The 12809-nt window shown below is 41.6% G+C and carries 9 protein-coding genes and 1 pseudogene; 5 read left to right on the top strand and 5 right to left on the bottom strand.

What is annotated here, in order from left to right; all coding sequences use genetic code 11:
- Nucleotides 1-19 precede the first annotated feature (19 nt).
- Entirely contained in the window at nt 20-940 is a 921-nt protein-coding gene (locus ACLIIY_RS14705; RefSeq protein ID WP_010446562.1) for an IS5-like element ISVa2 family transposase, read from the bottom strand.
- 280 nt (nt 941-1220) lie between these two features.
- Here ACLIIY_RS14705 and ACLIIY_RS14700 point away from each other — a divergent pair, with 280 nt between their 5' ends.
- From ACLIIY_RS14700 to ACLIIY_RS14690, 3 genes are all read left to right on the top strand, one after another.
- Nucleotides 1221-2720, top strand: coding sequence for a tyrosine-type recombinase/integrase (locus ACLIIY_RS14700; RefSeq protein WP_065645808.1), 1500 nt, complete (start codon nt 1221-1223; stop codon nt 2718-2720).
- 139 nt (nt 2721-2859) lie between these two features.
- The gene (locus ACLIIY_RS14695) at nt 2860-4050 is read left to right on the top strand and encodes an NAD(P)/FAD-dependent oxidoreductase (protein WP_434527823.1); all 1191 of its coding nucleotides are present in this window, start codon (nt 2860-2862) and stop codon (nt 4048-4050) included.
- An 881-nt stretch (nt 4051-4931) separates the two neighbouring features.
- The gene (locus ACLIIY_RS14690; RefSeq protein WP_434527822.1) at nt 4932-5189 is read left to right on the top strand and encodes a hypothetical protein; all 258 of its coding nucleotides are present in this window, start codon (nt 4932-4934) and stop codon (nt 5187-5189) included.
- A gap of 134 nt (nt 5190-5323) precedes the next feature.
- On the opposite strand, the gene cap3 is transcribed toward ACLIIY_RS14690, so the two are convergent.
- Genes cap3 through ACLIIY_RS14670 form a run of 4 tightly spaced genes read right to left on the bottom strand, consistent with a single transcriptional unit; the run spans nt 5324 to nt 9980 of the window.
- Complete coding sequence (gene cap3 / locus ACLIIY_RS14685) at nt 5324-5791, bottom strand: CBASS system CD-NTase/cGAS isopeptidase Cap3 (RefSeq protein WP_434527821.1); 468 nt, start codon at nt 5789-5791, stop codon at nt 5324-5326.
- Complete coding sequence (locus tag ACLIIY_RS14680) at nt 5781-7559, bottom strand: ThiF family adenylyltransferase (RefSeq protein WP_082244881.1); 1779 nt, start codon at nt 7557-7559, stop codon at nt 5781-5783. Before ACLIIY_RS14680 ends, cap3 begins: the two co-directional genes overlap by 11 nt.
- Nucleotides 7560-7564: 5 nt before the next feature.
- Complete coding sequence (locus ACLIIY_RS14675; protein WP_239933165.1) at nt 7565-8890, bottom strand: CBASS cGAMP synthase; 1326 nt, start codon at nt 8888-8890, stop codon at nt 7565-7567.
- A 1-nt stretch (nt 8891) separates the two neighbouring features.
- Nucleotides 8892-9980, bottom strand: coding sequence for a CBASS cGAMP-activated phospholipase (locus ACLIIY_RS14670; RefSeq protein WP_065645812.1), 1089 nt, complete (start codon nt 9978-9980; stop codon nt 8892-8894).
- A gap of 1088 nt (nt 9981-11068) precedes the next feature.
- Here ACLIIY_RS14670 and ACLIIY_RS14665 point away from each other — a divergent pair.
- Nucleotides 11069-11874: pseudogene (locus ACLIIY_RS14665) on the top strand (reverse transcriptase domain-containing protein); the annotation flags it as partial.
- A 27-nt stretch (nt 11875-11901) separates the two neighbouring features.
- A complete protein-coding gene (locus ACLIIY_RS14660; RefSeq protein ID WP_434528558.1) occupies nt 11902-12444 on the top strand; it encodes a group II intron maturase-specific domain-containing protein in 543 nt (180 codons plus the stop codon).
- Nucleotides 12445-12809 lie beyond the last annotated feature (365 nt).

The raw sequence follows: 12809 nt of genomic DNA, 5'->3' as shown, positions 1-12809 counted from the left end.
TCCTAAAGTTGAGCGACTGTTATACAATATACTGAGTTTCAGGCATACCAAGCCCTGTAAGTTTGTTCAGTGCTTTGATCATGGCGTAAGTCTCGCCAACCTGAGCGTTGTAATTTCTTAGACTTAATTTCCCACCTAGCAACTGTTTTACTCGGTACATTGCGGTCTCTGACAGAGAGCGCTTATGATAGCCATACCGCTTTTTCCACTTCTTGTTGGAGCCGTAGAGCTTCTGGCAACCTACCGCTAAGTTACGAGGATGCCCTTGTTCCCAGAAGGCTGCTCCTTCTCTTGGCGGGATGAGCGGAACAGCTCGCTTGATCCGTATGGCATCATGGCAATTCCTTGTGTCATAAGCGCCATCGCCTGATATCTCAATGATTTTACGACGTGTTTGCTTGAGTAAGTTGGGGAGCACTTCGGCATCAGTTACGTTAGATAAGCTCAGCTCTGCTGCGACTATTTCGTGGGTGCTTGTATCTACCGCGATATGCAGCTTACGCCAGACTCTTCGCTTCCCATCAGTTCCATGCTTCTTGACCTTCCATTCACCTTCGCCATAAACCTTGAGGCCAGTGGCATCAATGGCCAGATGTTGTATTGCTCCTCTGGTTTTGGTTTTAAATGAAACTTCAACTTCCTTAGCTCGGCGGCTTATACAGGTGTAGTGCGGGCAAACAAGCGGGATGTTAGCCAGCTTAAATACGGAGTCTAGAAAACCTTGCAGCGCTCTCAAGGGCATAGAGAAAACGCGTTTCACCATCAGTGCGGTAGTAATGGCTAAGTCGCTGAATCGGCGAGGTCTACCACGCTTGCCTTGTTTGTTTTGCTTCCACTCAGCTATCGCTTCCTCATCAATCCAAAAGGTCAGAGAACCACGGTTGATTAAGGATTTATTGTACTGCTTCCAGTTAGTTGTTTTGTAACGAGGTTTAGGCATGAGGCTACGACGATTGATGGGCGTAGCCGCTCAGATCGTAGTTTCTTGATTTAGTTCCATCGAATTACGCAACAAAGCCGATCAAACCTGACGCCACTAGAGGAAGCTAAGCAACAAATAGACAACCTACGCCGTAATCAAGCGGTTTTGGTTAGAGCTTATAACGATCTTAATCGACTGACTCTTGATTTGATAGCTAATTCGAACGGTAATCAACTCGAATACAGCAAACATAAAAAGCTATATGCAGATTATTTTGGCTTGAAGATAAAGGTTGATAATGAAGAGTAAAAAGCAACTATACACTTTTATCCCTGATGTTGAGTTTCCTTCTGTACTTCGCTTTGATGGGAACACCGGTGAAGTTTTAACGAATAAAGATATATCTAAAGGTGTTTACTTGTTTCATTGGCCAGATGGTACAACTTGCTTTCCTATTGAAATGTATCTTGCGTATTTAGTTTCGGAAAGTGAAGTAACCATCACCAAAGAAGATGGAGGAACAGTTGGTACATATGCATCTTCACTATCTCATCTCGCTCGTTACTGTTACCAGCACAATGTTGAGTTTTGGGAATTAACAACCTCGCATATCGATGAATTGATTAGCGAATTGGTCGCTGAGAAAAAGTTTGATGGGTTAACCCGTGCTCGAAATAATGACACAATCACACGCATTATCCTTCCTAAGTGTGTCGCCTTTCTAAAGTGGTTTCAAACAGAACATTGCCCTGCTCAATATCTGATTGGCGTCGATGCGCCTAAAAAAAGATACCAAATTAAGCTTAAAGTCGTTCAAAAAAGAGGTAGAAATGGGCGGAACTTTGGGTCGTCAGAAGTGTTCCCTACGAGTTTGCCTACATCTGCAAATAAGCCCAAAGCACCAATTGCAGCTTCGGTTATTAAGAGGTTATGGGATACATTGAATGACACTCGAGAGGAAATGCAACTCAATAGTCGTTTGTCCCAGCTGTTTGATAAGGAGGATCAAAAGGAACACCTCAACTATATGTATCACAGAAGGCGCATTCAACTTGAGTTGCTTGAAGCTACAGGGCTAAGGCCAAAAGAACTGGTTCGTATTCCCTATAGTTCAAATGTAGCACACATTGAAAGTGCAAGGCTCGAAATTCCTACATACAAACGTGAAGAGGCACGATTTCGTATAATTCCCATAGAACGTAGTGTTGCGATGAGACTTGATTTATTTATGTCTGTCCATCGTGAAAATCTCATAAATAGACTGTTGAAGTACGATCTGATATCTAATGAATCTGAGGTAGATGATATCATCTATTTGGCCCCAGAAACTGGTAAGTCGGTAAAACAATCAGCAGCTTATATGGACTTTAAAAGGTTAAGTCAGCGTGCAAATATTGAGGTAAAAAACTGTCAAAGCATGTTTAGGCATCGCTTTGCTACCAATATGGTTAAGCTACACCTAATTTCTTTTATGGACAAGAATCCCTTAAAAAACCTACATAATTTTAATGACAAAGATTATGAAACAATTCTTAAAAAAGTAGCCACTTTCACGGATCACAAAGATCCTAAAAGCTTGAATGAATACATTGATTTGGCATGGGAAGAGCTTGATGTTTTTGAATATGCTTATGAAGTGAAAAATTTACATAGTCGTTTCAATGCCATTACCAAGCTAGTGAGTGACATGAGAAAGCAGATTAAACAACTAAAGTTGAATGAGGGTGTTTTAGAATCAACATTGTGTACGCTGGAGGCGATTGAACGAGAAGCTAACCTTTTCGTTGATAAAAATTAGTAAGAGCGTTATCAACCAAAACATCTTCGTATCTAGACAAGATAAATAAATTTGATTAAGAGAGTAACTCTCTAACAAACACGGTAGAATCCTTCTTTTAAATCTATCTTGAATTTACTGTGAGTGTGCAAAAAAGTCTATGGTACAGCATGATGTTATTGTGATTGGTGCAGGCGCTGCTGGTTTAATGTGTGCCTCTAGCGCAGGACAACGTGGGCGCTCTGTCCTTGTTCTTGACCATGGTAAACGTCCAGGTCGAAAAATTCTTATTGCCGGCGGTGGGCGTTGTAACTTTACTAATTATGATGTGACTGCCAAAAACTATCTAAGCCAAAACCCTCACTTTGTTAAATCAGCATTGGCTCAATATACTAATTGGGACTTCATTTCGATGATCTACAAGCATGGGATTGAGTTTGAAGAACGCGACCACGGTCAGTTATTCTGTGTTAATGAGCATGATTCGAAAGATATCGTAAAAATGTTAATTGATGAGTGTGATGAAACCGGTAATGTTAGTTACAAGTATCAGTGCGAAGTTACTAAAATTGAGCGTATAGTAGATAATTATTTTGTAGTTGAGACCACCAACGGAATCTTTAAGTGTAAGTCTTTAGTTGTTGCAACAGGTGGACTTTCAATGCCACGTTTAGGCGCGACTCCTTTTGGGTGGAAAGTCGCAGAGCAGTTTGGTTTGGGAGTAATAGCCCCACAACCGGCCTTGGTTCCATTTACTCTAGATGGCCGAGAAAAGGGTTTAACAGAGTTAACTGGAACAGCCCTACCAGTGCGTATTAGTTGTAATAACCACGAATTTTTAGAAGCTCTATTGTTCACCCACCGAGGTATTTCCGGTCCGTCAGTTTTACAAATATCTTCATATTGGAATCAAGGTGATATAGTTAAAGTTGACTGGTTGCCTAGCTTGAATATCCTTGACTTGCTTGAGAAAGCAGTAATAAATAATCCTGCTCAAGAGATTAAAACAACGCTGTCCAAAGTGTTACCTCGACGCTTAGTCGAGTACTTTATCGAGCTGAGTGTGTTTGAAAACAAACCACTTCGTCAGTTGAGCAGACGGGATATGGAGAGTATAAGTGCTGTTCTTCACTCTTGGGAAATAAAACCAAATGGGACAGAAGGTTATAGGACAGCTGAAGCAACCACTGGGGGGGTCGATACGGATTATTTATCCTCTAAAACAATGGAAGCGAAGAATGTTTCTGGGCTTTATTTTGTTGGAGAATGTGTTGATGTAACAGGCCACCTTGGAGGCTTTAACTTCCAATGGGCTTGGTCTTCTGGTTGGGTCGCAGGGCAAAACGTATAGAGCTTATTTCTTTTCAAAGTCTAGAAGGTTAGTATGTATCAGGTTGATAAGGTTTTGCTTATCAGCCTTACTCATCTTTGCAATTAAACAATCCAGCAGTGCTGGTATCCTCACAAAAAATAGTTTAAAGGCACATTAAGTTCATCTGCATTTTTCTTAATGTGCTTATATCAGGGGTGTGTCTTCCCTTCTCATACTGATTCATTCGCGCACTCGCCGAACTTTCATAAATATCAATACGTATCCTCAGCTCTTTCTGGGAGAACGTTGTTTTTTTGGTGATAATGTTACAGCAAATAAATATAGAAATTTCGAAGAGTTTGTACAATCACAATTTTCTGAGAATAGGGAGTTGTGTATATATCAGTCTCTTACGTTAAGTTTGTTGAGACTCACATATAAACCTGGCAGATTTGAAAGGAGATATCTTAGCTTTTCTAACATCCAGATACGACAAGAGCCACTAGAAGTGGCTCTATTAAGCGCTACCTGCGGTCAATACTCGATGAGAGGAAGAGAACAGGGCTATTTGAATTCATATATCTACGAGTGGAGCTGAAGCCGCGTTTCTCATAGTAAGCATCAGTAGTATATGCTTGTAACCTGTCGAGTTCAAATCTAGCTGAACATGCAGGCATTGCTCAAGCTTATGCCCCATTGTGTGCCAACGTCAATTGAGCCGTTCCATGTTGCTCTACCTCATGGCTTAGTTTTACTAATATGTTTGACGTGTCTAAATAAGAAAGATACTTCGCTGAGTAACAATCAAAGTACAATGACTTTGTTATTTGGTACGGGCTAACATCCAAATAATAATTAATCTTATCAGCGACAGGAGTTCACAATGAAAATTTATGGACAAAAAACGATAGAAGTCGTTGTTGAACGATATTGTGAGATCTGTGGTACTAGCGGCGATGGTCGATTCAAATGGCGTACAGTTAGAAGAGGCTAGTGAACTGACTGCTAACTGGGGATTTTGGTCAAAAATGGACGGTATTAGTCACCATCTTGATATGTGTGAAAGTTGTTTTCAAGTTGCATTATCTCCTCTAAAGGAGTATCGTCGAAGTGTTGTAATTTTCGATGATAATCAAGACCTTCCAGATGAAAAAATTGGTCAACAACCTGTTGGCTAAAATCAGACTCGATTGTTAGTGAAACAAGCCGTTTCCCAATTGTGCAGCAGCCTGTTGCACAAGTCAGTCAAAATCAAAAAATACCCCAACCCAAGCTTCAGTGCCTTCTAAGAACTATAAAAAAACTTATTCGATTACCAGCGAGGGGAGAGTTTTGATAAACTAGTCCCTTTCATCTTTCCGATCCAAAAATCTTTTATCCCGACTATGAGAACTATCTTAGGTGTTCCCCCTTTGAGGTGTGTTGACCATGATGACCTATCTTGTTGCGATGGTTGAGGGAAGTCCTCGGGGTGAGTATGCCACTCTCCGATATAATTAACCGTTCCCCCAGACAATTGGAAACAATTATCGACTTTCTGTTGATGGTGCTTGCCTCGCCTATCCACTAGGTTTCTCTGTCTAAGATCACCAAATCCGGGCTCAGACAGATCAGTAATAACTATATGCTGGCCTCTTTCTTCGCCAAGTAGCACACCTGCTGCTTCATTATCCTGCATTTCAGTTTGTTTATATTTTTCTAGAACGGCTAAAACATGTTCAGTAATTACGACGAGGTGTCCATTGCTATCTTGATACGTAAGCTCTCTGTCAAACTTCATTGCATACCACGCATTGCTTTTGAGGCAGCAGTACCTTTCTCTTTCCGGTGCGATGGCGAGGGTCTAAGATAAACTCACTGTAAGTCCAAGGCGTGCTTACATTAAGCGTATTTAATACAGCCTCCAACGCCATAGCAGCAGAAATCTGGCTTACTCCAGCGTCATAAACTGTATAAGTATTTCCACAGCTGACTTTTTTTTCTTTAGACAGATCTAGGTCTTTAAAGCGCATGTCGATATGGTCTTGATGGATGCTCTTATCAACCGTCATACACCCATAGCAACTCAGATTGTCATCAACTAAAACCTTAGCTGCTCTGCCATTACCATCATTGAACACATGAACGATAGTAGGCCGTTTGACGGACATCTGACGAACAACAAATGCTAGCCTCTTTGATACAGGGGGGCGACCAGTTGCATCAATAACAATATCGTACTTACTAAGCGTTCCTTCATTGATAGGAAAATTACTATCAAATCCAGAAATACTTTTAGCTAAGTGTGTTGAATTATTAAGCTTTTTAGCTAAAGCTGAGGCTTTATTGCTCCCAAAGTCTGATACAGAAAGTGTATGCCGGGAAAAGTTATGAGGCTTTAGAGTATCTCTATCGTAGAGATGTAAGCATTTCGCACCTAAGCCAGCTCCGTTTCGAACGAGCAACTCTGCTAAATATCCCCCTATTGTACCGCACCCAATTAGAGCAATGCTTTTTGAGCTTAATTCAAACTCCCTCTGTTGATTACGGCTTAATAAGGCGGATTTATCCGCTCTAGTAATTGATAACCGAGCGAACTTGGAGCAAAAACCTTTTCTAGACAAAATTCCGATCAGATTTTTGAAAGACGTTTGCTTCCTCTTTCTTCGGGTTTTCCGCGAACTAAACTGGCACTCAATACTATTTACATCTATCTCTAGATAAAGGGAAACCGGATCTTGCTTCTCAATATCAAGCACAACAATATTTCTTTTTGCTTTTGAGTTAGATAGGCATCGAACAAGATGATCTCTTGCGCTGAAATCAACTAGCTCAAGCCAAGATAGCACCTCTTTAAGATCTTGAGGCGGCCACTCTACACCGGATAACCGACTTGGACGAACCCAGACATAATGAGTTTTTATCGCGGGGCTCTCAGGACGAACCAACTCTAAGTCCCTTTGATTTAGCCAGCTTTGTAAGTACTGATTGGTCCGTAAGTCATGCTCTTTTTTGTCAACCTCTACGGTAATATACTCGCTTGACCGTAGCTTTTCTTTACCTGTCGCTCTTGCTAAAACGGATGTGTAAGTGGAGTGTCTTTGAAGTTCGCTGAGTGAATATAATTCGGCAGTGGAAGACCAGTAAGATACAAATTCATTATCAAGCTCCTCGTCTCCTTTGACTTCATTGTCCATAGCATTTACTGCAATATCCAATGTTGTCTTTATCTGAAGATCTACAGTTTTGTATAGTTCAACTAAGTTATTCGGATTCCAGTCAGCTTCCATTTGTTCGACGTAACAAAGGTAGCCTTCATGAGATATATGAGGGATTAGCCGCCCTTGGAGAGCTAGCGGCATATCAATTACAAAGACAGTTGGAAGCTCAATATGCGGGTCACTCGCTTGTATCATTGCAACTTCAAACGCACCATACTTTGTATCGTGTCTTTTTATATAAACCCCACCTAAAATGAAGTATCTCTGTAAAAAGGACTCTTTTTTTAAACGGTTTATAGGTCTGTAACTATAACCAAGCTTAAGTAGAGCCTGATGAGTAATACTCACTATGCTTATCCACTCACCATTGAAGAACTGATTTGTGTAGAAGAGTTTGCTTTGGTTGGTTCCTGACTAAATGCAGGAGCGGCAGCCTTATGCTTAATAAGTTCTGGGTCAAAAACTCGCTCTCCGAAAACTAAAGACAACTTAGATAGAGCATCACTTTTTGATTCAGCTCTTTCTGCTTCTCGTAGTTGTTCGGGTAATAACCTCAACTTGCCAACAATGTCCCGTTCTCTATTAGTATGCTGACTTTCTGGCGGAAACAATGGTCTTTCATCAGTGCTATCTGGACTTTCAACCCCTTTAAGAAACTCTTGGTATAAGTTGTCAGCAACAACCTTCATTGTCTCTCCCATATCTTGAGCGTCAACAAAGTGTTGCTGCAAGACTTCAACCGTTGCAGCCATCAAACTGATGGATGATGGACCACCTACTTGCCACTGTGCATCACGCCAAGCTTTCATATACCTACATACTTTTCGCAAATGTTTACCTATACGGCGACACTCGCCTTCAAACCAATCTTCAACAATCTTCGGGTCGCTATTCATCCACTTAGCGCTACCAGGTTCTCCATCTCTAAGAGCAAGGTTTACATTTTCAGAGTCTAGCTTTTCATACTCGAGATCATCTGCCGAATCTTGTATGGAGCCATATGCTTCCGTCCCTACTGACTCATACATTCCGCGACGATTAAAAGCCTTAAGTACAGCGGTTTCTTTTTCCAAGAACTGTTCTTTTGGGATGGCATACATTGGAACATCAATGTGTGTACGTTCTTGAGGGATTTTTATACGGGCACAAGTTCGTTTGCTATCGAACTCCCAGCCAACATTTTCTTCCACTAATGACATAAGGGACGCGTCAACTAGCAGAGTTAAAAGTTGGTGACCAATCTTTGGCTCTGACTCAAAGAAAGTCATTGGAAGGTAAGTTCCATCATCAATATCCATTTCTTGGCCTGGGTGAAAAGGGCGGTTTAAAGTTCTGTATTTGAAGCTACCCTGAGTCCAAAATCTAGGCTTTAAGGCGGAAAGTTCCTTTAAAGTATCTTTGTCCATTTGACTCAACAAACTACTTGCTTCAGTGATTTGTTGATTAGTAAGATATCGAAGCTTTGTGTTTTGTAGACGTAAGTACAGATATTCACTTTTTTGGCTAAATGCAGCCTGATCTTTGGCGACAGCCCCAATCTCCTCAAAGACATTTGTAATACGCTTCCGGATAGTATTACGAAGATACAAGAGCTTTTCATCATCTTCTTTACTGAGAAGAAGTTTACCCATTAAGCCGTCTGTTCGATTAGTGTAGTAGTGGTGTAGATTCCAATTCATGCTAAAGATCCCTTTTCATTGAGGTATCAGATGTCACTTTAGATTTAAATGGCTCTGCTGGTCTAGAAAAGATCAGCTTCAGTCGCTTATCTTTTGCAAACTCTTCATTTGCCAACTGCTGGCCTCTAGAAGCTAGGTTGTCTAGTGCTTCAATAGTAGAGTTATCAAGTGTAATATCTCCTGCAGCTTCATTTGGGACCCTACTATCTAAGTTAATATAGTTGCCGACGGCACCATGTACATTCAACTCTCTTTTTAGCATAAACTGATGTAAAATTTGATTAGCAGTCATAGTGGTAAGAACTAATCGCTCTCCTAATCCCCACATTCCTAGGTAGCCCTTTTTAGCTCTCAATACCTTCGGACTAAGTGCATAATCTTCCCCCATAGTCCCAACATTGAGAACATGAATATCTGAGTATGAAGCATCTGGAAAATCAGTTTTCATATCACCAAAAACCTCATGTAAACCTACAAAGCTAGGATTGTTCGCTACTAATCCTCCATCAGCAAAGTATGCTTTAAGGTCTTCGCAAAAATATGGTTCGAAATAAGTAGGTGCCGCAGATGTGGCTAGAGCAGCATCCACTAACTTCAAAGGCCCATCACGAGTGAAATTTGGGTTATGTGGCGTCTTAAAAAACTGAGGACGACCCGTTGATAAGTTGACAGTAGGGATCATCACTCGCCTATTAAGATCGTTAAATGTTGTGTTTTCACCAATCATTTCAATAATGGTTTCTTTTAATGGTTCCGTTTTATAAGTGGCACCAAATGCTTTCTTGATTTTTTTCAGTGAATTATTGAACCATTTATGCCGAGGGAATATCTTATCGCCCTTGCTATAAAAAACATCCTTTAGCTCTCGTGCAGATTTTCCCTCGGCCAATCCTAAAGCGAGAAGTCCTCCAATGGATGTACCTGTGATCAGATCAAAATAGTCACCAATCTTAATCGTCCTCTCGTTTGAAGACTCTTCAAGGATCCGCTCTAATTCAGCTAACACGCTAATAGTAAACAGGCCTCGGACGCCCCCGCCATTGAGGCTTAAGACTCGGATTGCATTTGAGGGAAGGAGGTTGTCGCTCATTTCTTTTCCTTAAATTTGATGTTACTGGAGCGCTTGATAAATGCAATCTGCATTTATAGTATTCATTCCATATATTGATGCCTAAATAGTAACTAAGCACAAGATATGGGTATATAAAGCATTTTTCAATAGCTTGAAAAGGATAAAATGAACGATAATTTCAAAGAGGGATCTTTCTTGTTAGTATCTGCTAACCCTAGGCCGTAGGAAATGCGTTCTGTTGATATATACAGTGAGCATATTTGTGCATTAATTATCTGGGAATAATTTTGTATTAAATTTATACAGGACGCAGATGGACCTCATGGATCATCAGGCTTGGTTAGAATTGTATAGACACGATTGTGTGCTTTTCGATACCAAAAGTTATCCGCACTGCTCTAATTTAGCAAATTCTCTAACACAAAGATGTTCGTGCGACGTGACGTCGCATGAAGCGCTGTTCACCGCGATAAGAGTGAACCGTTTGTATCACCAGACGACCCTAAGGCTCTGAATAAAGAAGCGAGCCTGACAATGTAACGAAGTTTGGCATAGTGCTAAACGGGAGCGAAACCGTGAGGGGATGCTCCTCCTGATAACCACGAATTGGGTGAGTGCTAGGGAATCAGTATGATGAACGAAAGTGAATCCATGTAAGGTGCGTTATGTGATGAAGCCGCGGAAGTGGTTAATACGCTGTGGCCAAACGGCGATGGGAGTAGGAAAGGGGTTGGACATTACTCTTTCGTGATCGACAGGCTCCCCGCACTATAGTGGGCATCTAACCTGATATTGCGTGACATGCGAAACACGGTAAGCCAGTATTGTTCCTTAGGGAAAGCTGTCTGTGAAGAGAGCCGATAGCGGTGCTGGTAAAGGATGTTGGAAAAAGCGAATGCTGCATTGTAATGATGCAGATACAGACGGATGTCTGACACGAAAGTGTGCCCACTTCCAACTGGTCTCCCATTGCAAGATGATTTGGAAAACTTTATTTAAGAAGGAGCGCAGATAATCTCTTCTCATGAAGTGAGTGCCCCTCTGGCAGCGCCCATTGGCAATCCATCGACTGGAAAGCGGTTGAGCGCCATGTGTTAAGGCTCCAGATGCGCATTGCAAAAGCAACCAGAGAAGGTTAACACGGTAAGGCGAAAGCACTACAGTGGATACTGACTCACTCGAAAGCAGCAAAACTTCTCGCTGTTCGTCGAGTATCACAAAACAAAGGCAGTCAAACGCCAGGAATTGACGGCGACATCTGGAACACCGATGCACGTCGAATGGCGGCAGTCAGTTTACTGAGCAGAAAAGGCTATCGAGCCAAACCGCTCAGAAGAATCTATATCCCAAAGAAAAACGGCAAGCTTAGACCATTAGGTATCCCGTGTATGATAGACCGAGCGCAACAAGCGTTACACCTTCTCGCACTAGAACCTATATCTGAAACAATTGCCGACCCTAACAGCTATGGGTTTAGACCCAATCGAAGCGCAGCCGATGCAATACAGCAGTACTTCAAATGCCTATGCAAAAAGGGGCAGCACAATGGGTTCTTGAGGGGGATATCAAAGCTTGTTTCGACAAGATAGGTCACCAATGGCTACTTGATAATATCCCGACAGACAAAAGGATGCTCAAGCAATGGCTGGGATGTGGCTATATAGACAAAGGGCTGTTCTACAAAACGGCAGAGGGAACACAACAAGGCGGGATAATTTCACCCACCCTGATGTTACTTACTCTTATCGAACTAGAAAAGTTAACTAAGTCTATCGCTCGCAAAACAGGCAGCAGAGTCAACTTTATAGGTTATGCTGACGACTTTGTTATCACTGGGTCTTCAAAGGAAGTTCTTGTGAATGACATTAAGCCGCAACTGATGACTTTCTTACAAGAAAGAGGTTTAACACTTTCTGAAGAGAAAACGCATGTTACTCATATCAATGATGGTTTTGACTTTCTTGGCTTTAACGCCAGGAAGTACAAAGGGAAACTGCTCATTAAACCGAGCAAGTCCAACGTATTATCATTCTTACGAAACATACGTGATCTCATTAGAAAACACGTAACAATTCCAGTAGCCGACCTCATCAAGATGATGAATCCAAAACTACGAGGATGGGCGAATTACTATTGCCATTGTGTTGCTAAACAAACCTTCGGCTATGTTGGCCATCAGATGTTTCTAGCGTTATGGCGATGGTCAGTCAGACGTCACCCAAATAAGGGGCGTAAATGGATCGCACACAAGTACTTTCTAAACTATCAAGGGCAATGGATTTTCCATGGCTGGTTTAAAAAGGATGGACTGTATGGCGTGATCCGACTGTTTCAAATCGGTCAGGTGCCAATTAAGCGACATGTAAAAATCATGAGTCAAGCGAACCCGTTCGATCCTTTTTGGGAAGGTTTTCTCAATGAGCGTAAGGTGAAAAACACAGGTCGTAACTCATGGTTTGACCCTGTCGCCACTGCTTTGTGAGTCGCTGGGTTACACTAACGCCTTAGTGGAGGCTTGAGCCGTATGCAGTGAAAGTTGCACGCACGGTTCTCAGGAGGGCGGCATCTGGTAACAGGTGTCGCCTATCCGACAAGAGTGTGCGGCGTTTTAATGGCAAACCTTGTCTTGATTCATTCTTCGAGCTAAAAAACTTATCACGCAGGTTGCGTGATGCAACTTGCGTGATGAGTTTGCTTTTATTTGTGGAAAAGACCAAGTAATAAATAAGTAAAGATATCGTTCCAATCAATCAGGTTTATATTGTCTTTTTCTCTATTAGGTGCTTCCTCTAGACTAAAGCGCCTCCAACACTTTAGGTGCTAACAGGTTCCTGCATGTACAAAATT

Source organism: Vibrio sp. K4 (assembly GCF_051122595.1).
Classification (GTDB): Bacteria; Pseudomonadota; Gammaproteobacteria; order Enterobacterales; family Vibrionaceae; genus Vibrio; species Vibrio owensii.
The sequence above is the reverse complement of the archived record's forward strand: the minus strand, read 5'-3'. Positions and strand labels throughout refer to the sequence as shown.

Bases quoted from the DNA above. Each gene is read 5' to 3' on its own strand.
- ACLIIY_RS14705 (WP_010446562.1), bottom strand. From the start codon at position 940: ATGCCTAAACCTCGTTACAAAACAACTAACTGGAAGCAGTACAATAAA.
- ACLIIY_RS14670 (WP_065645812.1), bottom strand. From the start codon at position 9,980: ATGAGCGACAACCTCCTTCCCTCAAATGCAATCCGAGTCTTAAGCCTC.
- cap3 (WP_434527821.1), bottom strand. From the start codon at position 5,791: ATGAAGTTTGACAGAGAGCTTACGTATCAAGATAGCAATGGACACCTC.
- ACLIIY_RS14695 (WP_434527823.1), top strand. From the start codon at position 2,860: ATGGTACAGCATGATGTTATTGTGATTGGTGCAGGCGCTGCTGGTTTA.
- ACLIIY_RS14675 (WP_239933165.1), bottom strand. From the start codon at position 8,890: ATGAATTGGAATCTACACCACTACTACACTAATCGAACAGACGGCTTA.
- ACLIIY_RS14700 (WP_065645808.1), top strand. From the start codon at position 1,221: ATGAAGAGTAAAAAGCAACTATACACTTTTATCCCTGATGTTGAGTTT.